The following is a 26,695-nucleotide window of genomic DNA, read 5'->3' on the forward strand; positions in this document are numbered from 1 at the left end:
GAAAAAAGGCGCGCATTCTCATGCGTGCCTTTTTCATGCCTACTTTTTCGAAAAGCGGTCCTGGATTTCCCGGTACAGATACAATAAACCGGCCATAAAGAATAGGAAGATCAGAAAGTTCATGTTATCTGGTCTTGTAAACCCGGCAAACCCTTGAAGAAACAAAAAGAGCATTCCGAAAGAAAGATAGATCGCAGCTGCAATATGCTTCATGAGACCAACTCCCGTATGTTTTCTTTATGCATATTCCGGTATGACGCATTGCATAACCTTAAAAGAGAGAACATGCGTAGAGAAATTAATATTATATTAGGAAAATTCATTGACGAGGCAAATCGCCTGTGCTAGATTGTGAGTATTAATGAAATTTGAAATAAGAAGAAAAGTATGACTTTAATGTGATCACATACGAAATATGGTTTATAGTGCGAGCCTGGACTCGTCCCTCATAAGGGGCGGGTTTTTTCATGTGATAGGCAGTAGTGAGTATTGGAGGAATGGTTATGAGGAAAAAAGATATCCTCATCTCGGGATTTATGCTTTTTTCGTTATTTTTTGGTGCAGGGAATTTAATCTTTCCGCCTTATCTCGGGATGGAGGCTGGAGGATATTTTATTGCAGCGATTTCCGGATTTATTTTAACGGCAGTGTTTCTGCCTTTTTTAACGATTATTTCGGTTTCCCTTTCCAAAGACGGATTGTTATCCATCGGTGAACGGGTCCACCCTGTTTTCGGACTTGTGTTCGTCATCGTGATTTACATGTCAATCGGAGCTCTTTACGGAATCCCGAGGGCTTCCAATGTGGCTTATGAATTGGGCTTTTTACAAATGATCGATGTAGAGGGGCGACTTCCGCTTTTCTTATTTTCTATCGCTTTCTTTGGTTTGACCTACATACTTAGCATCAATCCCAAAAAAGTCATTGATCTCGTCGGACAGTATTTAACTCCCGTGCTGCTCGTTGTCTTGACGGTATTATGTGTACGGGCTTTTGTCATATTTGAGTACACCGATGCCATGCCCACAGAGAAATTCCAATCCGCCCCGTTTCTAAAAGGGTTTCTGGATGGATATTTCACCATGGATGCAGTGGCTGCCCTGGCGTTTGGGATCGTTATCATCAACGGATTGAAGGATAAAGGTGCATCCTCAAGATCAGAGCTGATTCGCGGGACCATAAGTTCAGGGTTGATTGCCGCCGTGGGATTGGTATTGGTTTACTTATCACTTGGATGGATCGGCCGGGTCATCCCACATGAACGACCAATGGAGAACGGAGCTGACATACTGGTACTTGCCTCTCAGCAGCTATTCGGATACAGCGGCAATGTGTTATTTGGATTGATTGTGATGATTGCCTGTTTGACGACTTGTATCGGTCTTATCAATGCCTGTGGGCGATTTTTCCGAGAAGTGTATCCTAAATATTCGTATAAGTCGTATGTCATGATCTTCATCCTGATCGGTATGGCTGTCACAAACCTGGGACTGAACATGATCTTAACGGTTGCGGCTCCCCTGCTTGTTCTCATTTATCCCGTTGCCATCGTTCTTGTAGCTCTATCCCTCTTCCAGCATTTTTTCGGTGAAAGCAGAAGGATGTATGTATACGGAGTCAGTGTTACGACGATCTTTGCCTTTTACGAAATGCTTTCCACCCTCCCGATCCCAATGGGTGAAATACAGAAATCCCTAAGCATCCTCCCCCTCAGCGAAAACGGGCTTTCCTGGACCATCCCTGCCCTCCTCGCTGTCATCGCAGGATACACCATTGATCGGGTACAGAAAAAAATCTGAGGGACGGACCTCAAAAAGAAAGCAGCAAGGGAAGGACCCCTTGCTGCTTTTTATTTACTTTCATTCACATAAACCTTTATGGACTCCCCGCTTAACCCAACAGCATCGGTTGAATGAGTCCATCCGTATTTTTCATAATAGCCTTCAAGGTCTGTTGTGAGATATAGCCGATCGTATCCTTTTTTACCGACTTCTTTTAAAGCATGATCAAGAAGCTCGGAACCAAGTCCGTCCCCTCGGTGATCCGGGTCGACATACAGGCATGCCAACCAAGGATACAAGTCCTGACGACTGTTAAGGTCATTCCTGAGTAAAGCGTATGTGCCTATGATCTTATCTCTCTGCAGGGCGGTATAAAACCTGGGAAGATCCTCTTCCGTTCGGCATGAATGGTACATACAATCCTCATAAAACCTGAAATTGTCTTCGCTCCCCCACTGCTCCCAAAACGCTTTCACTGCTTCATCAAATAAACTTGTTTCTTTATGTAACTCAACGATCTTCATAACGGTATTCCTCTCTTTATTGCATTGACGTATATTTAATGGATTCTTCATTTGTCGAAAAAATCCCTTTTTTTCACTATAAAAAGGCACGTCCCTCATGGAACATGCCTTTTGGTTGGACTTAATATGCGCCGTCAGAATACGTTAACTCATAGCTGTGGGAATAGATTTCGAAAATATTCCCGAATGGATCCTCCACATACACCATGCGGTACGGTTTTTCACCAGGGTAATACTCGCGGACCGGCATACGTTGTTTCCCACCGTGCTGCTTGATCTTTTCGACCATGCCTTCCACATCTGGATCCTGGATGCAGAAATGGAATAATCCTGTTTTCCAATATTCAAAGTTGTTCTCAGGTTTTTCATTGTGCGGGAATTCGAATAGCTCGATCCCGATTTTATCTCCTGTTGCCATGTGGGCAATCCTGAACTTGTCCCAATCGTTTCCGAATACGTCTCGACACATCTGGCCGATCGCCGTGTCATCATTTTCGACATCGGATGGTTCCATGATGACGTACCACCCAAACACCTCTTGGTAAAATTTTATCGCTTCTTCAAGGCTTGGGACGGATAGTCCTATATGAGAAAATGATCTTGGATATGGTAACATCTTAATAACTCCTCCTTAGATTTGATTAGTTTCATCTAACACGCCTTCATTATACGAAGATAAGCGGATAAATGTAAGAATGCACTTTTTTGTGAGAAACTAACCTTTAGGTAAGAAAGGACTGGTGCACGATGGATACACCTGTGGATCAACAGGGGAAATTGAAATGTTCAATTGAATACACGCTAAGGAAAATCGGAGGAAAATGGAAAACGGTCATCCTCTGGCATCTCGGGACGGAAGGGACCCACCGGTACAATGAATTGCGCCGTCTTCTGCCCGGTGTTGCCCACAAAGTGCTGAGCCAGCAGCTGAAAGAGCTCGAAGAAGACGGCTTCATCAACCGGACCCAATACGACACCATCCCCCCGAAAGTCGAATACTCCATGACAGACCTCGGCATGACCCTTATGCCAATCCTTCAACAGATGCATGAGTGGGGAAATGAGAATGGGGAGTTTTAATTAAAGGGACAGTTTAAAGGGACGGACCTCCTCATGGATATCTTATGTAAAGTAAGTATCCATGTGGGAGGTCCGTCCCTCTTTTAATTGTCGCTACTCTTATAACAAGTCAATAAGGAATAGTACACTGAAGATGGTTAGGATGATACCCGCTAAACGATTGATCATACTTAACGAAGACTTTCCCATTCTGCTGCTTATCCAGCCTCCAATCAAGGCCAGAAATCCCCACCAAATGGCTGAACCGAAAAACACGCCAAACACCACCGTCAGAGCAGTCCCTATATCTTCAGAACCTGCCACTCGAAACATTCCAAAGATCGCAATAAAAGCCAGTACCGTCATAGGATTGGTGAGCGTTAACAAGAAAACAGATAAAAACCCCTTCAACCGGGAAGTGGTGTGCGGTCTGTCTGTCACCTTTGCAGACGGTGGTGTGCTGAACGTCCTCCATCCAAGCAGGAACAGGAATAATCCTCCCCATAATTGAATCCAGAACTGATGACTCAGCAGGAAGCCCGAAACAATCGTAAGTCCCATGACGGCGATCAGCCCGTAAAGAGCATCTGCCGTGGCTGCCCCTAGCCCTGAAATGAAACCTGTCCTTCTTCCATAAGTCAATGTACGTTGAATGCAGAGGATCCCGACAGGTCCAACGGGAGCAGCAATTGCCATGCCGATAATAAGACTTTTCATAAATAATATTGCAGCGGTCATTTTTCCCTCTCCTTATTCTGCAGAACACGTGTCTGAATGCAACGGCACGACAGAACTTTCTTTAAGAGAATCCATCACAATGGCAGTGATAAAGAGGGACGGACCTCCAACTGATTGCTTAATTGAATAGAAAATATGCGTTTGGAGGTCCGGCCCTCTCTTATTTAAGCCAACTGTCCAGGAATTCTTCCTGGCTGCCGTCGAAATATTGTTCGAAGAATTCGGCAAAGGTGCGGGAGTCCACATGTTTGTATTGGTATTCTTTGTAGTAGGCTGACAGGAAGTTTAGAGCTTCCGTCCTTCCTCCATTATCGTTAAAAAATTCGTTTAACAGATTCGGCCCTTTTCCATAAACAGTTGAGATGTAATTGTCCTCAAATTCATTCAGGGGAGTATTTAAGAATGGTTCCGGCTTCTCACTGCTCAACACTTGATTTGAAAAGGCAAACGCTTTTCCCTCGTCCTTATATGCATATGCGAGATAATAGGCGGATAGTAACTCTGTCAGACTTTCATCCAGCCAGGCATCCCGATAAGGATCATTCGCCACTCCCTGATAGAACCATTGATGTGCGATTTCATGGACCAATGGATGTTCATTGCCATTCGGGTCACCTGAAATTTCAACAATATTGGAATATTCCATGTCACCATTATTCCCCATCAGATCCAATTCCTTCGATGGATTCTCACCGATATGATCATTGAAAAAGAGATAGGTATCGGCAGCTTTTTTGGATACTTCATCTATGATGGATTGATCCCCTTTCCTTATGAAGGTATGGATGTCCACTTGTTATACATCCCAAGCTTTACATTCTCTGTTTTTTCTACCCAATCTCTGGGATTCATAAAAGCGATATAGTAATCTGGAATATTCCCATCCTCGATCTCCCCCTGATTGACTGGGGTATCCACTAGGTCCGTCCCTCAAATGGCACCTACCAGCGCGGTTTCTAAAAAAAAGTATATGTTCAATTTATGGTTCGTTTTTCCATCAATTGGGTATTACTTTAGTGAACTTTTGGAAAGGGGATGACGATCCTATGTTTGAATCTTCTGTTGAACTAGTCATCGTATTATTTTTCTTTATGTATTCAATCATCACAACCCTTATGGTTTTAAAAAATCGAAAACAGTGATGGAACTGACACCATCAAGTATTGACCTAACCTTTAGGTGCAACCGCGACGATAAAAAAGTGTCAGTTTAGCAAATTGCTCACTAAACTGACACTTTTAGGCATCTCTTCCCCTTGAATGAAATGCGATTATTTCTTATTCTCTTAATGCTTCAACACTTTCCTGGAATGCTCTTTTCCTTTATGCTCAATGAAGAACCATTCCAATTCACCTGCAGGCAGAGGCCTGCTAAAATAATATCCCTGCCCTATCTGACAGCCATTCCGCTTTAGAAACAGAAGTTGCTCTTCCGTTTCAATCCCTTCTGCGATAGTCGTGAAATTCATATTCTGACTCATGTCTATGATGGCTTTTACAATCGAGACCTGATTTGAACTTTTCACAATATCATCCACGAACGATTTATCAATTTTAATACAATCGATCGGTAAATGTCTTAGATTATTCAATGACGAGTAACCCGTTCCGAAGTCATCCATGGAGATGATGACCCCCAACTGTTTTAACCTGTTAAGCACGGTCGTTGACCTTTCAAAGTCCTGCATTATACTCTCCGTTATTTCAAGCTCAAGTCGTTCAGGCTCGAAAGCGAGATTCTGCAACGTATCTTCCACCATTTCAACAAAACCATCATCTTTGATCTGCCGGACAGATATATTCACTGCAACGGGAACAATACCCAATCCATTCTCTTCCCACTCCTTGCTTTGCTTACACGCCTCCCGCAGAACCCACTCACCGATCGGAATGATCAAGCCTGTCTCCTCTGCCAGTGGAATGAATTCAGCTGGAGAAACCATTCCCAATACTGGGTGCTCCCAACGGACAAGTGCCTCTACACCGATGATTTCAAAGGTCTTCAGCTCGACTTTCGGCTGGTAATGAAGACTTAATTGGTCGAACTCCAATACCTTTCGCAACCCATTTTCGATGTCCATATTCCTTGAAGATGCTTTTTCCAGTTCGGGAAAGTAGAATTGGTAATTGTTCTTGCCACGTTCTTTCGCTAAATACATGGCCGTGTCTGCATGCTTAATTAAACTTTCCTGGTCTTTTCCATCTCTCGGATACATGCTGATCCCGATACTCGGGGTCACGAAAAATTCCTGTTCCTCGATGACGATCGGATTGGTAAACCGCTGCAATATTTCTTCTGTCGTAGCTGCAACCAATGATTCATCCACATTGGAAAGGATGATGATAAATTCATCTCCTCCTTGCCTAAATACAATCCCTTTACCGTCTATCACAGCTTTCAAGCGGATGGCTACCCTCTCTAAAATGCCGTCTCCAGTAGAATGACCTTTTGTGTCATTGATGACCTTGAATCGATCTAAATCAAGAAACAAGATGGCCATGGATTGCTCCGGATAATCATATAAAGATCCACTCAAATATTGCTTGAATTTATTCCGGTTTGGAAGTCCGGTCAACGAATCGTAATACGCCATGGCATGGATCGTTTTCTCCGCTTTCTTCCGGTTCGTAATGTCCCGGCCCACCAATTGTATGGCCATCCTTCCTCCATATAAAATTGGCATGGCGGAAATCTCCAGTTCAATTTCATCGCCATTTAGCCGGGTAATGGTCAATTCAAATCGTTCTCCTGAGGTCGAGCCTTTCGTCTGTTCTCTTATTTTTTTAATATTTTCAAGACTTGTAAACCGGGAAACACTCTTGTTTATAATATCTGTCGGGTTATCTGCACCAATCAGCCTGCTTCCAGCTTCATTGATATAGTCGAATGTCTGATTACTGATCACCGCAATGATATCCGGTGACAATTCTACTAAACTGCGATATTGATCTTCACTTTCCTTACGGTTAGTGATATCAAATAATACACTGGTAAAAGAAATCATCTCACCATGCTCATCCAAGGTGGGGATTCCTCTATCCTGTATCCAGCGTACCTGGCCATCCGGTCTTATGATCCGGTAAATACTCACGCATGCCTGACCGGAACCAAGATCCTCAGCCCTCTCGTCCAGCACCTGCTTATCATCAGGGTGGATCACTTTCTTCCAGAGAAGAGTGTCCCGGTAGAAGTCATTCAATGGATATCCATATAAATTCTCAATTCCCGGTGTGATCAATAAAACATCCGATTTCATATCATGAGACCAAATGGCAACATCGAGTGTTTCAAATATGCTGTTTAAATTTTTATTACTCTTGGATAATTCCTTTGTAGCGCTCCAATTCCCTCTAAAAAGGGAATACAATAAAGCCAGCATACACAGCACTAATCCTGTGTGGAGAAATAGTGACCATTCCCCATTTGAGTGTTCATTTGCTTTCCATGAAAAATCAAGTATTTCTAAAAAGATCATTGTGATAAAAAGTATGAGGACGGTTTTCTTATTTTGTATAAAAAACATTCATTACTCTCCTGAATATAAATTCTTTCTTCCCAAGTGTACTATTTATGGGTTTCATTCTCAATATAAGTAATAATTACCTATAAAAAAAAGACCAGCACCCCGGCTGGTCCGCTATTAATATGATACACCTGTACGTGTATGCGTCTTCTTGAATTCATTCATATCAGGATCAAAATAATCTTCATTAAAAGCAGGGACGAACTTGCCATCCTTCAAGTAACCCGAACCCCATGTCGGATCGAGGGTCACCCACTCCCCATCCAGCTTCGCTTCCACCCACGCATGCCTTCCAGGAAAAATCCCTCCTGCCCTGCCTTCCACGAATCTCGCTTCGATATCACTTGATCGGAGCATGGCAATTGCCAGATACGCATAATCCTGGCATACACCTGTCTTGGATTCCAGTGTCTTCAGTGCACTATCATCCCAGTTGAAGTCATCATTTTCATACTTTTCAACATCATAAGAAACATTCTTTGCGACATAATCGTAGATGGCTTTCGCCTTATCCCTGTCATTCGTTTTTCCGTCTGTGACAGTTTCCGCCTGCTTCTTGATTTCAGGGGAGTCGGACTGTACCCCACGTGAAGGCAGGAGATCTCTTTTATCTTCCCCTGTGGATTCTACCTCAAACTTTGCAAAACCAAAGAACCTGAAGTAGTCGCTGTTTTCTTCCTTGATTTCAGGTACGCTGAGGGTCACCTCATATTTACCCGGTCCAAAGCGAAGGTAAAAGGAATCATCAAACGTGAAATCCTCAACGGGAATCACATCAAGCGCTTCATCCTCACCCTTTTTCGTGGTGATATAAATATGGGTGGTTTCAGGTCCGAATTCCACCTTCGGATCGATGCTTCCTTTGACTGTATATTGCCCGTCAGACTCCTCGCCCCCAAATTGTGGTGATTCAAGGGTCACACCACGCTCACGATAAGTCTCTGAATAGTCGATCGGACTCATGACACGATCAGATTCATTATCGATGAGGAGTGTTGTCGCAGTCTGGTAGTAGTTGTCACGGTCTCCATCAGGAACGAGCACTTCAAGCTCATGTACCCCTTTTCCATAAAACAGTGGGACATCATAATTAAATTCCCCGTTTATTACCGGGATGACATGCTTCCAGTTTTCTGAATCCTTCTTTAGTCTTAGCATGATGGTATCTTCATCTGAAAGGTTTCCAGCCTCACCTTTTAGAGAGAAGATTTCATTCCCCTTAACAAAGCTTGATTTAGTGTCCAAAGTCATTTCCGCATCCTGTCCAAATGGTGTGAGGGTCACATCCCTCTTGGTCTCGGGATTCACATTATGAACTTTAAAGGAAGCGGTATCGTAGTAGTAATCCTCACTGTCCTTGCTAGGAAGCTGCACAGAAACACTGTATTCCCCTTCGCCATTGAAAAAGTGAATGTCCTGTTTAAACTTTCCATCTTTAATCGGTGTATAGTATTCGAGCTGTCTTCCTGCAGGAGCTTCTTCGCTCGCCCTGACCTTTATCCAGGCAAAATCAGATTTCAGGTCTTGATACTTCTCGATTTCCCCGTCTATGCTCACCTTCCCATTCGCTGCGAATTCTTTATACGTCGGTTCATTGATGGTGACACCGAGCTCCTCGCTGTAGGATGTGAGTTTAAGAGGTTCCTGCTCCCCGATTTCTTCGTTCTTCTTCTTTACTTCCTTTTCATACGGAACTTCTTCTTTTTGATGCGCCTTCGTTTCCTCACTGCCGGCACTCGAGTCACTGCATGCCGTCACCAGCAACAAACTGGCAACCACACTCATCAACAAAACCCAAAACGACCTTCTATTCTCCATGTCTTCCTCCTCAAATTTCTTACCATACTACATCTACGAACCACACAAAAAATGGTTCCTCATACTATTTTCCTATTCAGAGGGACGGACCTTAAAAGGGATTAAATTTAAAAAATATCTGTCGCGTTTTAAGGTCCGTCCCTCATCATTCTATATCTGTTTATAGTAGAGGATGGTCGCCTCTAATTCCCCAAAGGGTGAATAGGCGTAGTCCGGGATGCGCCCTCCTTGAATGTATCCCATGGATGTATAGAGATGGTTGGATGGCGCACCTTCAACTGTATCGAGTATGAGCAAGGTCCGTCCCTCTTTTTTCGCTCTGTTCTCTGCTGCCTGCATGAGTTTTTTGGCGATGCCTTTTTGGCGGAAGTTGGGGTGGACCATCATTTTGGCGATTTCGGCTCTGTTTGTTCCGTTTTGTTTTGTGCAGAGTTGAAGTTGTACGGTTCCCGCCATGGCCCCCTCTATCCAAGCCACAAATAGTATCACGTGGGGATTGAGGGTTCCCCTCCAGAAGTCTGTTGCGTCAGCCGGAGATAAGGGGGATAAAAAACCAATCGATGCCCCGTCATCCACCACCGTCCTTATCAGGTCGGAAAGCTCTTCTAATTGCTGTTCTACCGTTGTCAATTCCTCAATGTAAAGCTCCAATTTCATCACGTTCCACCCTCACTTCATTTTGATCATACGTACTGCCTGTAGAGTGATTTTCACCACTAGACTCCTTGTAAGCTACTATTCTACCTTTCCAAAGACCCAGAATCCCCCCACTTTTATTCATATACCTCAAATTATATCGGCAATCCGGCCAACACTCTAACTTTTTTTGGAAAATAACTTAAATTGTTATACATATAGTAGAACAAAACTGTTATACTATATATATAACAAAATGAGGAGGTGAAACTTTGTTTATCCAAATTGAACCTCAATCGGATACACCTATATATGCCCAGGTACGGAATGGGATCATGGAAGGGATTGTCAGGGGAGAACTGACACCTGGAGACATCCTTCCCTCTGTCAGGAGCCTTGCCGGTGACCTTGGTGTGAACATGCATACAGTGAATAAAAGCTATCATGAATTGGAAAGCAAAGGGATCATCCGGATTGTGCCGAAGTCTGGCGCCGTCATCTGCTCGCCTTCTGAGAAGATTCCGACCCAAAGATTAAACCAGATTTCAGAAGAACTGCGTCCGGTGCTAGTGGAATCCCTTGTCGCTGGCATGAACGAAAAGGAGATCACTGAATTAGTCACGTCCATCATACTAAACGTTAAGGGGGAGTAACAATTGGAAATGACACTTATTTTCGTCATCGCAGGCTTTCTCGCAGCACTACAAATGGCCATACCATTCATTGTAAAACGGACGGTGGTGTTTGGTGTAACGATACCTGTGGATGAAGTAAAGAACGCCCAGCTCAAGCAATACAAAAAACTCTATGCAATCCTTACGTTCCTCATCTCTGTCATCGTGGTGGCCATCTATTTCATTTGGTCATCATCCATCACCCTTACAGAAAATCAACTTATTATTGTAGGGTTGTTCATGCCTTTTGTCATCCTATTTATTTCAATGGCTCTTTATTTCTATTTTCATGTGAAAGTCATGACGTTAAAAAAACAAAAGCATTGGTTCAAGGACCGAAAACAGGTACGGGTTTCAGAATTGAATCTGAGGACAATGGATGAAATGCTTCCGTGGGTGGTCTATGTGATTCCCATGGTCATCTCAGTTGGTTTGGTGGTGTTTACTTTAATAAATTACACCAGTCTTCCGGACCAGATCCCTACTCACTGGGGACCCGATGGAAAGCCTGATGCTTTCACCGATAAAACGTACCTTTCCGCTCTGACCCTTCCTCTTGTGTTACTGATTATGAATGGGATGTTCCTAGGGATCAATGAGCTGACAAGGAATTCCGGCATCAAGCTCAGCGCAGGTAATGTAAAGGCATCAAGGGTCCGTCAGCTGCGCCTTCGTAAATACACGAGCTGGTTATTGTTCTTCATCTCCATCATGGTTTCCATGCTGTTTACGTTCCTGCAGTTCACGACCTTATATGAAAACAGCGTCAGCGATCTGCTGATCATCACTATGCCACTCGCTTTCTCTGCACTCGTCCTGGTCGGGACCATCATACTTGCAGTCAAAGTGGGGAAGAAGGATTCAGACCTGGACATAGAAATCATCGAGGAAGGATCCGGTGAAGTGATCAATGCTGACGACGATCAGTACTGGAAAGGCGGACTCTTCTACTTCAACCCAGAAGATCCCTCCATCTTCGTCGAAAAACGCTTCGGAGTAGGCTGGACCATGAACTTCGCCAGACCACTGGGGTACTTCATCCTCATCGGACCGCTCCTCATCATACTAATCGTTACACTACTATAATGTTGAGGGACGGACCTCTAATTTCAAGCAAAACGTGATATTCACGTACTGCTGAATGGAGGCCCGTCCCTTTTGTGATGCGGTTTCCACGTTTCGGCTGCATGCAGAAATCTTTCATAACCCATCGAAAATCGAGGTCCGTCCCTCTACAAAGTTACTATACTAAAAAAGGCTCAATCTCTGAAAATTCGACATTTGTTATGGACAGATTGTTCGGAATACTATATAAATAGTAGATGGAAACTCACAAAGAAAACGTTTACAACATGATTTGACAAGGAGGATTCTATGTTAGATGTGCTAGACAAGATTAATTCATTCTTATGGGGGACACCAAGTTTAGTGCTATTATTCGGGACAGGTCTTTTCCTGACCTTTATGCTGAAAGGACTTCAATTCCGCAAACTGATGTATGCTTTTAAATTGGCTTTCACGAAAGAGAAGCCTTCTGCATCCTCTGATCAGTCAGAAGGGGACATCAGTAACTTTAAAACGCTGATGACGGCTTTATCGGCAACAATCGGAAACGGGAATATCGCGGGTGTGGCTACGGCCCTGACCATCGGTGGACCCGGGGCGATCTTCTGGATGTGGGTCGTTGGCCTTCTCGGTATGGCAACGAAGTACGGCGAAGCCCTTCTTGCCATGAAGTACCGGGTTAAAAATAAGAACGGGGAATACTCAGGCGGTCCTATGTATTATGTAGAAAAAGGCCTTGGCAGTAAGTGGAAGTGGCTGGCCGTGGCATTCGCTTTATTTGGAGCATTCGCCGCTCTCGGAATCGGGAACAGTGTACAGTCGAATACGATCGCCGATGTCATGGGTACAAGCTTTCACATCAACAACCTGACAACAGGTATCATTCTTGCCGTTCTGACAGGATTGATCATCTTCGGAGGAATTCAGCGGATCAGTACGGTCGCTTCCTTCTTCGTGCCGATCATGGCATTCCTTTATATTGGAGGCTCTCTGATCATCATCGTCCTGAATTATGACATGATCATCCCTGCATTTAAAATGATTTTCTTCTATGCGTTCAATCCTGTAGCAGCTGCCGGTGGATTTACGGGGATCATCATCTCAGAAGCGATCCGCAGCGGGGTTTCACGGGGCATCTTCTCCAATGAGGCCGGGCTTGGTACCGCCGCACTGATTGCCGGTAATGCGAAAACCGATCACCCGGTCAAGCAGGCACTCGTTGCAATGACGGGAACATTCATCGTTACGATCGTCGTTTGTACAATGACGGGGCTTGTACTGTTGATCACAGGTTTTTGGGATCCGACCGGTGGAGCGATTTCCGGTGTCGAGCACGCTCCGAGCCTGGACGGTGGGGCATTGACAAGTGCCGCATTCGGACATGCCCTCGGGGTAGTAGGGGAATACATCGTATCGTTCTCCGTCATCTTCTTCGGTTTCTCTACCATCGTGGGATGGTATATGTACGGAGAGAAATGCTTCGAGTATATTACGAACTACCGATTCGCTAACTCTTACAGACTTATTTACATCTTTGCAACTGGACTCGGGGCAGTCGCCAACCTGGAACTTGTTTGGGCTTTTGCCGATATGTCTAATGCCTTGATGATGATTCCGAACCTGATTGCATTACTATTACTCTATAAAGTGATTGTTTCGGAAACGAATCATTATTTTAATGAATATCTGCCTATGATGGAAGCTCGTCCAAGAAAAAAAGCAAGTTAAAAAAACCCGGTGTGATCCCTGTCACGCCGGGTTTTTGAATTTGATCATGCATACCACTTATGCCACATATGATCATTTCTTCCTCTGGCAAATGCGTCCACCCGGTTCGGTCCCCATGAAACCACTCCCGGTGATGAACGCACGCCTCCACGTGGTGCACCAAGATCCTCCCAGCTGCTCCAGCGGGAACCGTTCCACCATTTGTGCCACATATTGTTGTTGTCTCCACGGACAAAGGTATCAATGCGGTTCTGGGCCCATGAAGATGCGGCAGGAGCCCCTTCAAACCCTCGAGGCGGTGAACCAAGATCTTCCCAATTACTCCATCGTGAACCATTCCACCACTTATGCCACATCCGGTCGTTGTTTCCCCGTACAAAGCAATCGATGCGATTTGGCCCCCAGGATACGGCACCAGGTGAGTCCCTCAAACCGCCTCTTGGTGCGCCAAGGTTCTCCCATTGACTCCAGTTCCGGCCGTCCCACCACTTATGCCAAAGGTTGTTATCATATCCTTGGACGAACACATCCAATCGATTGGCTGACCAGGACGACACCGTCGGATCTCCCTTAAAGCCCCGCGGAGGTCCGCCGAGATCTTCCCATTCACTCCATCTTCTGCCGTCCCACCATTTATGAAAAAGAATATCCCGATTCCCTCTGACAAAGGTATCAATCCGATTAGGACCCCATGATACGGCTGCAGGCGAACTCTTCAGCCCTCTTCTCGGTGCTCCGAGGTCTTCCCAATTACTCCATTGCGAACCGTCCCACCATTTGTGATACATTCTGTCGTTTTCGCCTCTGACAAACGTATCAAGCCGGTTCGCCTGCCAGGAAGCAACGGCAGGTGATCCCTTCATCCCACGTGGTGGCGCACCTAGATCCTCCCATTCCCTCCAGTTGGCACGGGAGTCAAAAGGATCCGTATAACCTGCCTGTGTAGCATACCCCTGATAAGGATCATAATAGTGAAGATTCTGTGGATAATATTCCTGTTGTGGGAAATGCTGCTGATAAGTATGTGGTAAAAGGATGTCTTCATAATCATTCCTTACTTCTGCTCCAAATGGATAGCACTCATATGGAATTGGATAAACCGGGTACCGTCTCTGAAAAAACATACTGCATCCCTCCTCGCATTTACTGTATGCAAGAGCCCAGGTGGAGGAGTATGTACATATTTTTCAACAAAAAAGACTTCCCCACATGAGGTGGAGAAGTCCATACCACTTATACCATATACTCTTTATATTTTTCAGCATCACTTACCTTACATTCAAGGGTAAGCTTCGTTCCATTTTCTTCATATTCGGTTTCTAACACATTGGCATTCTCATTAAAATAAGAGATCAAATGCCCTTTATCAAACGGAATCAGCATTTGACAGCGTTTATAGTCTTTAAAGATATAACTCTTCACGACTTGAAGGAGCTCATCAATCCCTATTCTATTTTTTGCAGAAAAATAGATGCGATCCTTCTCTACTCTAGGTACTTCCTCATCAAGCAACTCTGCCTTATTGAACGCATAAATGACAGGGATATCGCCAGTCCCGAGGCCATCAAGGGTTTGATCCGTCACCTTCATCAATTTTTCATAATGAGGGTCTGAATAATCCACAACGTGAACGATTAGATCCGCTTCAACGACCTCTTCAAGGGTAGAACGGAACGCCTTGACCAGCTGATGTGGCAACTTATTGACGAATCCGACGGTATCAGTCAATAGAAATTCCTTCTTGTCCGGTAACGTAATATTCCTTACCGATGTTTCAAGGGTCGCAAATAGCATATCCTTTTCAAACACCTGCTTGTTCTCGTTCGGATGAAATGTTTCCACAAACGCATTCATCGTCGTCGACTTCCCGGCATTCGTGTAGCCGACAAGGGAAACAACGGGGATTTCACTCTTTTTGCGCTGTTTTCTCTGTGTGGTTCGCAGGTCGACAAGAGAATCCAGTTCCTTATTCAAGGCCGTGATTTTCTCTTCAATCCGTCGACGATCGAGCTCTAACTTCGTTTCACCCGCACCACGGTTGGCAAGTCCCGAACCTCCGCCTTGACGGCCCAGTGATTCACGACGTCCCACAAGACGGGGAAGCATGTATTGAAGCTGTGCCACCTCGACTTGAAGCTGGGCTTCACGTGTCTTCGCCCGCTCTGCAAAGATATCGAGAATCAGCATCGTTCTGTCCATGACACGGACGTCCAGCTTCTCCTCCAACACACGTATTTGTGATGGAGACAGTTCATCATTGGTGATCAGAGCATCCGCATCCCACTCTTCAATTAGCGGAAGCAATTCGTCGATCTTCCCCTTCCCGATATAGTGTACGTGGTTCGGCCGGGGCAGGTTTTGTGTCATTTCACCGACCACATCGATTTGCCTTGCTTGAGCTAATCCATTCAACTCAAGCATCGAATATTCAAAGTCATTGTTCTTATCTTTTGTATTAACGCCTATGGCGATCGCTTTTAATCTTTCTTCCATTATAGGGTCACTTCCTATCACATATTTTCGTACAAGAAAAGCACAGGCTGCTGCCTGTGCTTTTTGTAAATGGATGTTGAATATACAGATGGCACGCGAAGAAGCCCGCACTTTCTCCTGATGACAGTAATAAAAGTCATCGAAATAGCACCATCCAGTAGATATTCAATTCTATTCTCAAAGAGGAAGAAGAACTCCCCTTTCTTCATACACGCTAAATGAAGAATTCCTTTAAAAATAGTCAGACCGATCCCATTTACCCTGCACACAGGCAGAGCCTTTGAACTTATTCAATTAAGCGTTCAAATTGCGGATGCGAAGTCTGATCAAAATCAAAAGGAAAACCTCCATTTCTCATAAGTTACACCCATTCTACCACACCTCTTGATGAATGGGAAGATATGGTTTGAGGGACGGACCTCCAAAACCGCTTTTTCGGGTTGTATCAGCCTACCGATTGAGGTCCGTCCCTCACCATGTTACCTTAGGGAATAAAAAAACCTCCAATTCTTCACTCTCCCCATTTGAAACACAAACGGAATGATGAAAAATTGGAGGTCCGCCCCTCAAGAAAATTATTCAGTACCCTTCTTCCACTCTTCTTCCTCGATTAGCATCTTTCCTGGCCATGTGTAAGCCATGATTCCACCATCTGCTGTGATGTCTTCACCTGTAACGTAAGAGCTGTCGTCTGATGCAAGGAATAAGGCAACTGTCGCCATTTCTTTCGGTCGACCAAGGCGTCCCATCGGGGTGATCCACTTATTAGCTTCCCTGAATTCTTCACCCATCTTCTCCTGTTTAATCCCCACGAGATCATCAATTAAAGGGGTCTCGATTGTTCCAGGGGAGAGGGAGTTCACACGTATTCCATCTCTTGCATAATCTATGGCCATTGCCTTCGTGAAATTAATGATACCACCCTTGGCTGCATTATACCCTGATCGGTCGAGGTCTGCCGCATGACCGGACATGGACGCCGTATTAATAATGGAGCCTCCACCTTCAAGCATTAGCGGGATTAAATACTTGCTGCATAGAAAAGTCCCCCGTAAGTCCACTGCCATGATTCGATCAAATAATTCTACTGGATATTCGTGCACTTTTCCACCCTGTTCATCTACCCCAGCATTGTTAAACAGAATGTCAATAGTATGGAACTGCTCCTTTACCGTACTTGCAAACGTTGTAACACTTTCTTCATTTGAAACGTCAAGGTGATAAGCCTCAGCCTTACCACCCTTCCCTCTGATCTCCTCTACAGTCTTATTCATTTGTTCATTATTCACATCTCCACAAATCACTGTAGCACCCTCAAGAGCAAATACTTTCGCTGTAGCTGCCCCTATACCTGTTGCCGCTCCTGTAATCACCGCAACCTTATCTTCTAATCTTCCCATCTGATAAAACCTCCTAGAAATATCTCATGGAGAGCCTTTTCCCCTTATGTGAAATACTAAACATAAGGGACGGACCTCTAAACCACCTAATTTCAGATTTCAAATATCATATATGTAGGTCCGTCCCTCACCACGGTACGCCACTAAAGAAAAAAACCTCCAATTCTTCACGCTTTCCATTTGATCAACAAATGGAATGATGAAAATTTGGAGGTCCGTCCCTGAATTAAGGAGTTATACTAATTAACATCCCAAAGTACTGCAAACAGCGTTTTTCAATACAGATACAAGATTGCTGTTCGGAGCCAAGATTGAAACCAACAACCAAGCGACTAGTAGTAATACGGCGATTAGAAAGGTAACAAGACCTAACGTCATGTAGAATCCCTCCTTTCTATTAAGAAATCTAGTAAGTGAGCTCTCTTACAACGTTATTCTATGAAAAATCACTAGAGTTGGACCGGCAAATATAATAGAAACAGAAAAAGGGCAGAGCCCTTTCTTAACAAAACCTTCACAAACAATAGGTACTTCGTGTGATTGAGATACGTTTCTCATGGGTATACACTATACTGGAATGAACATTCATTCCGTATTAACGTTATGAAAGGCTGAACGAACATGTCACAGGCAATAAATAAACGGGACAGCATTGTAAAGAGTTCCCTTGTTCTTTTTGCAAAGCGGGGTTATGATGCCACGACGATTCCCATGATTGCGACGTCTGCCGGCGTTGGAGCCGGTACGATCTATCGATACTTCGAAAATAAAGAAGTGCTTGGGAATTCACTCTTCAAAGAATATGTAAATATGTTCAAAGAAACGGTGGAAAAGGATTTCCCTTATGATCAGTCGATCCGGAGTCAATTCCACCATATTTTTCATTCAATGATCCTGTTTACAAAGGAACAAAGTCAAGCCCTTTACTTTATCAAAACACATAGCAGCGCCCATTTCCTAAACGAAGAAAGTCATGAAAGTTTCGAAGGACTGCTGAATATCTTTAAATGCTTCTTCGATTCAGGAAAAGACAAAAAGGAAATCAAGAATCTTCCTTCAACGGCTTTGATCGCAATTTTGTATGGTGCCTTTCTCGAGCTACAGCGACTGGTCCGGATCGGGGAATTAAAACCTGATGCCACCATGCTTAAAGACGTAGAGGAAAGTATGTGGGACGCTGTCCGATTACACGGCTGAGAAACAATTTGTTTCTCAGCCCCAAACGGAATGAACGTTCATTCCGTAGACTAAACGACTATTACGAGGTGAAGGAAAAATGACACATCAATCACAATATCCACAACCGAAAACCTATGGCCCCCTCGGGAGTTTACCCGTTATCGATAAAGAAAAGCCCCTTCAATCCTTTATGAAGCTTGCAAGGGAACTCGGACCGATCTATCAGTTCCAGTTTCCAGGTAGATTAAGCACCTTTGTTTCAAGCGCTTCCCTTGCAGAGGAAATATGCGATGAAACCCGCTTTGACAAAAAAGTGGGGCCTGCCCTCCAAAAAGTGAGAGCATTCGGCGGAGACGGTCTTTTCACAAGTGAAACGACAGAAATCAATTGGAAAAAGGCACATAATATCCTTCTCCCGAGTTTCAGTCAGCAGGCCATGAAAGGATATCACGCTAAAATGGTGGATCTCGCCACCCAGCTCATCCAAAAATGGTCCCGACTGAATCCGGCAGATGAAATCGACGTTCCTGAAGATATGACCCGTCTGACCCTTGATACCATCGGACTTTGCGGTTTCAATTACCGCTTTAACAGTTTCTACCGTGAAACGTCCCATCCTTTCGTGGACAGCATGGTTCGTGCACTGGACGAAGCGATGAACCAATCCCAGCGTCTTGGGGTCCAGGATAAACTGATGATCAAATCAAAAAAACAATTCAGAGAAGACATTGAGTATATGTTCTCCCTTGTCGATGAATTGATTGCCGAGCGGAAGGAAAAAGGGGATCTTGGTGAAGAAGACCTACTCTCCTATATGTTGAAAGGAACAGATCCAGAAACAGGCGAAGCGCTGAGTGACGAAAACATCCGCTTTCAAATCATCACGTTCTTGATCGCAGGACATGAAACGACAAGTGGACTGCTCTCTTTCGCTCTCTACTTCCTGATGAACAATCCGGATAAACTGAAAATGGCCCAGGAAGAAGTCGACCGCGTTGTAGGAGATGACATTCCGGACTATAAACAAGTGAAACAAATGAAATATGTCCGTATGGTGTTGAATGAAACACTCCGGCATTGGCCGACCGCCCCTGCTTTTTCCGTCTATGCGAAAGAAGATACCACACTGGGTGGCAAATATGATGTCAAAAAAGATGATGTATTTACACTGGTCATTCCTGAACTGCACCGCGATTCCTCTGTATGGGGAGACGATGTTGAAGCCTTTATTCCAGAGCGTTTCGAGGATCCTTCATCCATTCCGTACCATGCGTATAAACCGTTCGGAAACGGACAGCGTGCCTGCATTGGACAGCAGTTCGCCCTCCATGAAGCCACACTGGTCCTTGGCATGGTGCTTCAGCACTTTGATCTGATCGATCACAAAGACTATACATTGGATGTAAAAGAAACACTGACCCTCAAGCCGGATGGATTAACGATGCGGGTATCACCTCGTAAGCCTGCCATGTCATTCTCGATTGCTTCCAAGGGAGAAGAAAAAGCAGATGACGTCACCAAGCCCAAAGTGGTTGAATCTTCCCACGGAACACCTTTACTCGTTCTCTATGGATCTAACATGGGAACAGCTGAAGGGATAGCCCGTGATTTAGGAGAGTCAGGACGTCAGCAAGGATTCTCGACGGAGGTTGCTCCTTTAGATGAATACACTGCCGGACTCCCTACAAACGGAGCTGTTCTGATTGTCTCGGCTTCCTATAACGGAAATCCTCCTGACAATGCAGGAAAATTCATTTCCATGCTGAAGGAAAGTCAGACAGATGAATTTGAAGGTGTCCGCTACGCTGTGTTTGGGTGCGGTGACCATAACTGGGCCACTACGTATCAGCGTATCCCGAACTTGATTGATGAACAGCTTCATGAAAAAGGTGCTCACCGTATAACAGAAATAGGTCACGGCGATGCAAGCGACGACTTTGAAGGGGATTACGAAAAGTGGGTAGAAGCCCTTTGGCCAAACCTTGCTGAAGAACTAAACATCAAGCTCCATCAAAATGATGAAACGAACAGCTCCATTACGATGAATTTTGTCAGCGATGTAAGTGATACACCACTCGCCCGGACGCATCATGCCTTCACAGCCGCGGTGAATGAGAATTTCGAATTACAGCATGCTGAAAGTGGCCGGAATACAAGGCATATCTCCCTAACCTTACCAGAAGGTGTTACGTATCAGGAAGGAGATCATGTCGGAGTCCTTCCGCAAAATCCATCGACTCTTGTCGAGCGAGTGCTCAGTCGATTCAACTTGAACGGATCAGACTACGTCCAACTGACGGGAGATTCCGGTAAAGCGGCTCATCTCCCTACCGAAAAACCGGTGAAACTTCACGAATTACTGGCGAATTATGTAGAGTTCCAGGAGCCTGCTACCCGTTCTCAAATCCGTGCTCTAGCGGCTCATACCGTCTGCCCTCCTCACGTTGTTGAACTTGAGGAACTGTTGAAAGATGATATATATAAAGAGGCGGTACTAAACAAGCGAATCACCATGCTTGATCTTGTTGAAAAATACATGGCTTGCGAAATACCTTTTGAAGGATTCCTGGCACTGCTCCCTCCTTTAAAGGCACGCTATTATTCAATCTCAAGTTCACCTTTATACAAGGGTGGAGAAGCCACCATCACCGTAAGCGTTGTACGAAGCGAAGCATGGAGCGGTAATGGTGAATATAAGGGCATCGCATCCAACTACTTGGCTGAACGTGAAATCGGAGACAAGATCGCCTGCTTCATCAGCACACCTCAGTCGAATTTCCAGCTGCCTGAGGATCCGCAAACACCGATTGTCATGGTTGGTCCTGGAACAGGAATCGCTCCGTTCAGAGGGTTCATCCAGGCACGCAGCGTCCTGAAAGAACAAGGGAAATCACTCGGCGAGGCTCATCTCTACTTCGGTTGCCGAAACCCCGAGCACGATTACCTGTATCAAAGCGAATTGGAGAAAGCGGAACACGAGGGCATCGTCACCCTGCATACAGCATTCTCAAGATGCCCGGGTCAAGAGAAAACCTACGTACAGCATCGGTTAGCAGAAAATGCTGAAGAAATCCTGCCGTTACTAAAAGATGGCGGACGTCTATACATTTGCGGTGACGGAAGCAAAATGGCACCCGATGTAGAAAAGACATTAGTAGAAAGCTACATGCGTTTCTATCAAACATCAAAAAAAGAAGCCGATACATGGTTGCGATCATTGGAAGAAGAAGGTCGATACGCGAAGGATGTTTGGGCTGGAGCATGATGGGAGAGAAGCGGATCCTTATGGGGTCCGCTTTTTTTGTGATGTTTCTGGACTGCAAAACCGGTTGAGGGGATTTCGCTGATATATTGAATATTTGGGTGATAAAATCAATATTTCGCTCATAAATCACCTCCTCAACAATTTTCTCTCAACCTAACCCTATCCCTACAAAAAAAACAGCGAATCCACTAGAATTCGCTGTTTCCTCCCTCACTTTTTCCTAACCGGGATCCAAATCTCACTTCTAAACATATCAGAGCCAACATCTTTACTTTCATTCCACAATATCTCCGGTCCTTCTGCCAGTTCATAGCTTGAAGATGGAAACCATTCAGCGTAAATCCGCCCCCACAATTGTTGCAAGGTTTCCGGAAATGGACCGACCGCTTCGAATACAGCCCATGTCAGCTTGGGAACTTCAAGTTTGGATAAATCAGAAGGACATTCTTCCGTTGTGGCAGCCCCGATGTAATGATCGAGCTCCCCTTTCTCTTCCATTCTTTCATCGGAAAATTGGACGGATGCACTTATCAATCCTCGGGGCTCCACATTAGACATCCCTTTCAGTTGCTTAATCATCCCTTCGTCCAAACTCTGCCACATAGCAGCAATTTCAGGATTCACCCCATTAAAAATGATGGGCACCCGCTTCATGATCCCTACAATGGAAAATGGTGCTTTTTCTACGATTCTAACATTCATTTCATTGCCTCCTCTGATGGATAATTGGAAGGTCATAGGCGGAAATGCTTTGATAGAATGGCCCTTCGCTTGAGATGGCGTGATCCCGTGGATTTTTTGAAAGGCTCTCGTAAAGGAATCAGGTGAAGAGTAGCCATATTTCATGGCTATATCAATGATCTTTGCCTCACTGTTTTGCACTTCAAGTGCTGCCAGGGTCAAACGGCGGCGTCTGATGTATTCTGATAAAGGGATCCCTGCCAGGAACGAAAACATCCGCTTAAAATGGTGCTCGGAGCAATATGCTCGCTTAGCCACATCTCTCAGCCTGATTTCTTCCGTCAGATTCTCTTCAATATACCGTAAAGCGTCATTCATATTCTTTAAAGAATCCATTTCCACTACCTCCTTCCTCAACAGAATAGCAAGAATGAATAGGAGCATCCCGACTTATGGTGCTCCAATTTGCAGGGTATAGAAATCCAAAGACACTTCTACTCTATCCCCGCGCTTCATGCACCTTCAACAACTTCCCTTTCACCGATGTCTTCTTCATCACCTGCAGAACCAGCGGCCCTTTACCATTCAAAATCTCCACGTAAGAAAGGTTCTCCTGAATGGTGATGATGCCGATGTCGTCAGCTGTCACACCATCAATCTTCGCAATCGTCCCGACAAAGTCGACTGCCCTGATTTTCTTTTTCTTTCCGCCGTTGAAATAGAGCTTCATGATGTCTCTGTTCAGCTGCTCGCTTTTATCCATTTTAAAATCGGGTTCCTCTTCCAGTTTCCGTTCAAAATCATTTTTCCCTTTCGCTACAGCTTCTTCAGTAGGGGCCTCAAGCTTAGGGATCACAAATCCGATATACTCTTCAATTTCTCCAAGGAATTTCTCTTCGTGAGGCGTACAGAACGTGATGGCTTTTCCTGCCTGACCCGCTCTTCCCGTTCTTCCCGTACGGTGAACATAGCTTTCTTTTTCCATGGGAATGTCATAATTGATGACGTGGGTGATGCTTTCAATGTCAATCCCCCGGGCCGCCACATCCGTCGCAATCAGATAACGGAAGTCTCCCCGCTTGAAATCATCCATCACTTCGAAGCGCGCCTCCTGGATCATGCCTCCATGAATTTTATCCACAGGGTAACCTGATCGATCCAGTTCTTCACACAAAGTATCCACATTTTCTTTCGTCCGGCAAAAAATGATGCAACTATCAGGATTTTCAACGGTCGTCACATCCTTTAGAAGTGACAGCTTGTCTTCCTCCCTCACTTCAATCACAGCATGATCGATTTTATCCGTCGTGATGCCCGTCGCCTTGATTTCAATGTGGACGGGTTTCTTCATATATTTATGACAAAGTGTCTCTACGTCCTGTGGTAACGTAGCTGAGAAAGTCAGCGTCACACGCTCTGTTGGTAATTCCTGAATAATGGCTTCCACCTGATCAATGAATCCCATGTTGAGCATTTCATCGGCTTCGTCAATCACAAGATACGAAAGCTTATCAAGAGGTAACGTCCCTTTTTCAATATGGTCGAGTACTCGCCCCGGAGTCCCGACGACAACATGATTCTTCTGCTTCAGTTCAAGCTTCTGACGATGGAAGGGTGACTTACCGTACACAGCGGCCGCTTTGATCCGCTTGTATCTCCCGATATTCGTGATATCTTCCTTCACCTGAACGGCAAGCTCCCGTGTCGGTGTCAAAATCAGGGCCTGCGGCTTGTTTTCCTCCCACGCGACCATTTCACAAAGGGGAATCCCGAAAGAAGCAGTCTTTCCACTTCCCGTTTGCGACCGTACAACAAGATCTTTTTTCTCAAGAGCAAGTGGAAGCACCTTTGTCTGCACTTCAGTAGGGGCTTCATATCCCAGTCCAGTCAATGCTCTTACAATCTCTTCACTAAGCTGATAATCTTTAAACTTCTTGACAGTCATTTCATAACCTCATTTATTTTTTCTTATTTTCATAGGAAAGCGCCGATTCTATTCATTCAAAAATACCTCTTTAAAATTCTTTTTAAATTTATTTAGGTATTCCACCAATAGTGTGTTATGCTTTATCTAACCATTTTAACTTGTAACATGTTGTCTCCGGGACCGACGAACGCTGTCGGTCCCTTTTTATTTCCTAAAGCGGAGGCGGCTCGTTCAGAGGCGACAAGCATAAGATGAATGGGCTGGGAAGGCGCTCTTTGCCTTCCTGGCCCATTTAGCTTATGACCTCGAGTCTCTAGCCGCCGGAGCTGGCAGTCACCTATAGCGCAGGCGGCTCGTTCAGCCCCGACAAGCATAAGATGAATAGGCTGGGAAGGCGCTCTTTGCCTTCCTGGCCTATTTAGCTTATGACCTCGAGGGGCTAGCCGCCGGAGCTAGCAGACACCTATAGCGCAGGCGGTTCGTCCAGCCCCGACAAGCATAAGATGAATAGGCTGGGAAGGTGCTCTTTGCCTTCCTGGCCCATTTAGCTTATGACCTCGAGCCTCTAGCCGCCGGAGCTGGCAGTCACCTATAGCGCAGGCGGCTTGTTCAGCCCCGACAAGCATAAGACGACCAGGCCGGAAAGGCGCCCTTTGCCTTTTTGGCCTGTTTGACTTATGACCTCGAGCCTCTAGCCGCCGAAGCTGGCAGTCACCTAAAGCGCAGGCTGCCCACCCACCCCGACAAGCATAAATTAAACCAATAAAAAAAGGACCCTCCGAGAGGGCCCTCTTTCTTAAAAGCTATTACGCTTTAACAACGTTAGTCGCTTGAAGTCCACGTTGACCTTGCTCAGTGTCAAATGTAACTTTTTGACCTTCGTCTAAAGATTTAAATCCTTCGCCTTGGATAGCTGAGAAATGTACGAATACATCTTCTCCACCTTCGATTTCGATGAAACCGAAACCTTTTTCTGCGTTAAACCATTTTACTGTACCTTCTTGCATGTGTGTATCCTCCTGTGTGGATATTGAATCCACGATTTATTACTATCGTTGCTCAAGTTAGATATCAAAGGCGAAAAGTTTAAAACTTATTCTTTCCTTACAGACCGAACAAAAATAATTCTTCTTAAGACTAACAGATAAACCGATAAAAAGCAAATGCATTCAAAAAACCGCTCAACTCTCTACCATTAAAGGAATATCCAGCTTTGTTGTCGAATGGTATGATATAAAGGAGATGGACCTATGGATAAAATCGGTTTACTCAAAACATTAAGCAAAGCAAGCCGGGGAAACTTCTTTTCAATCGAGCTGCCTGCCCAGTCAAGAGAAGAAGCTGAAACCATCGAAAAAGCGGCAGCAGAATTAGAAAAAGAAGGCAAGATCAAGATCAGGGAATGCACACATAAAGAAGATTCTGTGTACATTCAAGGAATCATGAAATATGCGTTAGCGTAATTGGTGCCAATCTTCCCGGCACCGTTTTTTTTTTGCATAAAAAAAGGACCCTCAGGGAGAGTCCTTCTTTAAAGCAATTAGATTTTGTTAACGTTAGTCGCTTGAAGTCCACGTTGACCTTGTTCAGTGTCAAATGTAACTTTTTGACCTTCGTCTAAAGATTTAAATCCTTCGCCTTGGATAGCTGAGAAATGTACGAATACATCTTCTCCACCTTCGATTTCGATGAAACCGAAACCTTTTTCTGCGTTAAACCATTTTACTGTACCTTCTTGCATGTGTGTATCCTCCTGTGTGGACATTGAATCCACGATTTATTACTATTATTGCTCAAGTTAGATATCAAAGGCGAAAAGTTTAAATACTTTCTTTCCTTACAGACCGAACAAAAATAATTCTTCTTAAGATTAACAGGAAATCGTAAAAATAGCAAATGCATTCTTTCTTTTTCTCTGGAAACCAGCAAAATCAGACTCCATTTATAAAGAAATTCCTAAAAGTAAAAAGCCCACTTCCACAAGGAAATGGACCTCTCACTACTTTTCTTCCTGTTTGCCACCATGCTTAACGCCTTTACTTGTATAAGGCTTGTTGCTTTTCTTCTTATTGGCCCCTGCCTGCCAGCGATTCCAGCCTTTCTTTCCAGTTCCTTGACCCGTTCCGCTCTTCTTCTTTGGTTTACTCATTTTTTCACTCCGTTATAATTATGATACGCTCTTTCAAGATCGTCTCCATACTATA

25 protein-coding genes are annotated in these 26,695 nt (G+C 44.6%); 8 read left to right on the forward strand and 17 right to left on the reverse strand.

What is annotated here, in order from left to right:
- Positions 1-39: 39 nt before the first annotated feature.
- Entirely contained in the window at positions 40-213 is a 174-nt protein-coding gene (locus SLH55_RS02380) for a hypothetical protein (RefSeq protein WP_219167134.1), read from the reverse strand.
- 290 nt (positions 214-503) lie between these two features.
- On the opposite strand from SLH55_RS02380, the gene brnQ reads away from it, so the two are divergent.
- Positions 504-1,799: a branched-chain amino acid transport system II carrier protein gene (brnQ, locus tag SLH55_RS02385; protein WP_320322493.1), complete on the forward strand. Its 1,296-nt coding sequence runs from the start codon at positions 504-506 to the stop codon at positions 1,797-1,799.
- Between the two features lie 50 nt (positions 1,800-1,849).
- On the opposite strand, the gene SLH55_RS02390 is transcribed toward brnQ, so the two are convergent.
- Positions 1,850-2,305, reverse strand: coding sequence for a GNAT family N-acetyltransferase (locus SLH55_RS02390; RefSeq protein WP_320322494.1), 456 nt, complete (start codon positions 2,303-2,305; stop codon positions 1,850-1,852).
- A gap of 121 nt (positions 2,306-2,426) precedes the next feature.
- Positions 2,427-2,921 (reverse strand): lactoylglutathione lyase family protein, encoded by a 495-nt coding sequence (locus SLH55_RS02395; protein ID WP_098354137.1) that lies wholly within the window; start codon positions 2,919-2,921, stop codon positions 2,427-2,429.
- 131 nt (positions 2,922-3,052) lie between these two features.
- Here SLH55_RS02395 and SLH55_RS02400 point away from each other — a divergent pair, with 131 nt between their 5' ends.
- On the forward strand, positions 3,053-3,385 hold the full coding sequence (locus SLH55_RS02400; RefSeq protein WP_320322495.1) for a helix-turn-helix domain-containing protein: 333 nt from the start codon (positions 3,053-3,055) through the stop codon (positions 3,383-3,385).
- Positions 3,386-3,484: 99 nt separating this feature from the next.
- On the opposite strand, the gene SLH55_RS02405 is transcribed toward SLH55_RS02400, so the two are convergent.
- The 5 genes from SLH55_RS02405 to SLH55_RS02425 form a co-directional block, all read right to left on the reverse strand.
- A complete protein-coding gene (locus SLH55_RS02405) occupies positions 3,485-4,102 on the reverse strand; it encodes a LysE family translocator (protein WP_320322496.1) in 618 nt (205 codons plus the stop codon).
- A 160-nt stretch (positions 4,103-4,262) separates the two neighbouring features.
- Positions 4,263-4,895, reverse strand: coding sequence for a M1 family aminopeptidase (locus SLH55_RS02410; RefSeq protein ID WP_320322497.1), 633 nt, complete (start codon positions 4,893-4,895; stop codon positions 4,263-4,265).
- Between the two features lie 492 nt (positions 4,896-5,387).
- Positions 5,388-7,625 (reverse strand): EAL domain-containing protein, encoded by a 2,238-nt coding sequence (locus tag SLH55_RS02415; RefSeq protein WP_320322498.1) that lies wholly within the window; start codon positions 7,623-7,625, stop codon positions 5,388-5,390.
- 117 nt (positions 7,626-7,742) lie between these two features.
- Positions 7,743-9,443, reverse strand: coding sequence for a transglutaminase domain-containing protein (locus tag SLH55_RS02420; RefSeq protein ID WP_320322499.1), 1,701 nt, complete (start codon positions 9,441-9,443; stop codon positions 7,743-7,745).
- A gap of 150 nt (positions 9,444-9,593) precedes the next feature.
- Positions 9,594-10,100 (reverse strand): GNAT family N-acetyltransferase, encoded by a 507-nt coding sequence (locus tag SLH55_RS02425; RefSeq protein WP_320322500.1) that lies wholly within the window; start codon positions 10,098-10,100, stop codon positions 9,594-9,596.
- A 251-nt stretch (positions 10,101-10,351) separates the two neighbouring features.
- Here SLH55_RS02425 and SLH55_RS02430 point away from each other — a divergent pair, with 251 nt between their 5' ends.
- The 3 genes from SLH55_RS02430 to SLH55_RS02440 all read left to right on the forward strand — a co-directional run bounded on the left by SLH55_RS02430 (position 10,352) and on the right by SLH55_RS02440 (position 13,546).
- Complete coding sequence (locus tag SLH55_RS02430) at positions 10,352-10,732, forward strand: GntR family transcriptional regulator (protein ID WP_219167144.1); 381 nt, start codon at positions 10,352-10,354, stop codon at positions 10,730-10,732.
- Positions 10,733-10,741: 9 nt separating this feature from the next.
- Positions 10,742-11,839 (forward strand): DUF1648 domain-containing protein, encoded by a 1,098-nt coding sequence (locus SLH55_RS02435; protein ID WP_320322739.1) that lies wholly within the window; start codon positions 10,742-10,744, stop codon positions 11,837-11,839.
- A gap of 288 nt (positions 11,840-12,127) precedes the next feature.
- Positions 12,128-13,546 carry an alanine/glycine:cation symporter family protein gene (locus tag SLH55_RS02440; RefSeq protein ID WP_226672569.1) on the forward strand — a complete coding sequence of 473 codons (1,419 nt, stop codon included), beginning with the start codon at positions 12,128-12,130 and terminating at the stop codon, positions 13,544-13,546.
- Between the two features lie 44 nt (positions 13,547-13,590).
- Here SLH55_RS02440 and SLH55_RS02445 read toward each other — a convergent pair whose 3' ends face one another.
- The 4 genes from SLH55_RS02445 to SLH55_RS02460 all read right to left on the reverse strand — a co-directional run bounded on the left by SLH55_RS02445 (position 13,591) and on the right by SLH55_RS02460 (position 17,817).
- On the reverse strand, positions 13,591-14,670 hold the full coding sequence (locus SLH55_RS02445) for a carbohydrate-binding protein (protein WP_320322501.1): 1,080 nt from the start codon (positions 14,668-14,670) through the stop codon (positions 13,591-13,593).
- A 109-nt stretch (positions 14,671-14,779) separates the two neighbouring features.
- A complete protein-coding gene (gene hflX / locus SLH55_RS02450; protein ID WP_320322502.1) occupies positions 14,780-16,039 on the reverse strand; it encodes a GTPase HflX in 1,260 nt (419 codons plus the stop codon).
- 575 nt (positions 16,040-16,614) lie between these two features.
- On the reverse strand, positions 16,615-17,439 hold the full coding sequence (locus SLH55_RS02455; RefSeq protein WP_320322503.1) for an SDR family oxidoreductase: 825 nt from the start codon (positions 17,437-17,439) through the stop codon (positions 16,615-16,617).
- A gap of 243 nt (positions 17,440-17,682) precedes the next feature.
- Positions 17,683-17,817, reverse strand: coding sequence for a hypothetical protein (locus tag SLH55_RS02460; RefSeq protein WP_257474962.1), 135 nt, complete (start codon positions 17,815-17,817; stop codon positions 17,683-17,685).
- Positions 17,818-18,060: 243 nt separating this feature from the next.
- Between SLH55_RS02460 and SLH55_RS02465 the strand changes: the two genes are divergently transcribed.
- Positions 18,061-18,636 (forward strand): TetR/AcrR family transcriptional regulator, encoded by a 576-nt coding sequence (locus tag SLH55_RS02465; protein ID WP_320322504.1) that lies wholly within the window; start codon positions 18,061-18,063, stop codon positions 18,634-18,636.
- A gap of 79 nt (positions 18,637-18,715) precedes the next feature.
- Positions 18,716-21,883: a bifunctional cytochrome P450/NADPH--P450 reductase gene (locus tag SLH55_RS02470; RefSeq protein WP_320322505.1), complete on the forward strand. Its 3,168-nt coding sequence runs from the start codon at positions 18,716-18,718 to the stop codon at positions 21,881-21,883.
- Positions 21,884-22,093: 210 nt separating this feature from the next.
- Here the strand turns inward: SLH55_RS02470 and SLH55_RS02475 are convergent, their stop codons facing one another.
- The 3 genes from SLH55_RS02475 to SLH55_RS02485 form a co-directional block, all read right to left on the reverse strand.
- Entirely contained in the window at positions 22,094-22,960 is an 867-nt protein-coding gene (locus SLH55_RS02475; protein WP_320322506.1) for an AraC family transcriptional regulator, read from the reverse strand.
- A 103-nt stretch (positions 22,961-23,063) separates the two neighbouring features.
- On the reverse strand, positions 23,064-24,509 hold the full coding sequence (locus SLH55_RS02480) for a DEAD/DEAH box helicase (protein ID WP_320322507.1): 1,446 nt from the start codon (positions 24,507-24,509) through the stop codon (positions 23,064-23,066).
- A 788-nt stretch (positions 24,510-25,297) separates the two neighbouring features.
- Entirely contained in the window at positions 25,298-25,498 is a 201-nt protein-coding gene (locus tag SLH55_RS02485) for a cold-shock protein (RefSeq protein ID WP_034762315.1), read from the reverse strand.
- Between the two features lie 243 nt (positions 25,499-25,741).
- Here SLH55_RS02485 and SLH55_RS02490 point away from each other — a divergent pair, with 243 nt between their 5' ends.
- Positions 25,742-25,954, forward strand: coding sequence for a hypothetical protein (locus tag SLH55_RS02490; protein ID WP_219170433.1), 213 nt, complete (start codon positions 25,742-25,744; stop codon positions 25,952-25,954).
- 77 nt (positions 25,955-26,031) lie between these two features.
- Here the strand turns inward: SLH55_RS02490 and SLH55_RS02495 are convergent, their stop codons facing one another.
- Together SLH55_RS02495 and SLH55_RS02500 are read right to left on the reverse strand one after the other, a co-directional pair.
- Positions 26,032-26,232, reverse strand: a complete 201-nt coding sequence (locus SLH55_RS02495; protein WP_206853758.1) for a cold-shock protein — start codon at positions 26,230-26,232, stop codon at positions 26,032-26,034.
- 258 nt (positions 26,233-26,490) lie between these two features.
- Positions 26,491-26,640, reverse strand: a complete 150-nt coding sequence (locus SLH55_RS02500; protein WP_206853761.1) for a DUF3934 family protein — start codon at positions 26,638-26,640, stop codon at positions 26,491-26,493.
- Positions 26,641-26,695: the final 55 nt, after the last annotated feature.

Source organism: Rossellomorea sp. YZS02 (genome assembly GCF_033963925.1).
Taxonomy (GTDB): Bacteria; Bacillota; Bacilli; order Bacillales; family Bacillaceae_B; genus Rossellomorea.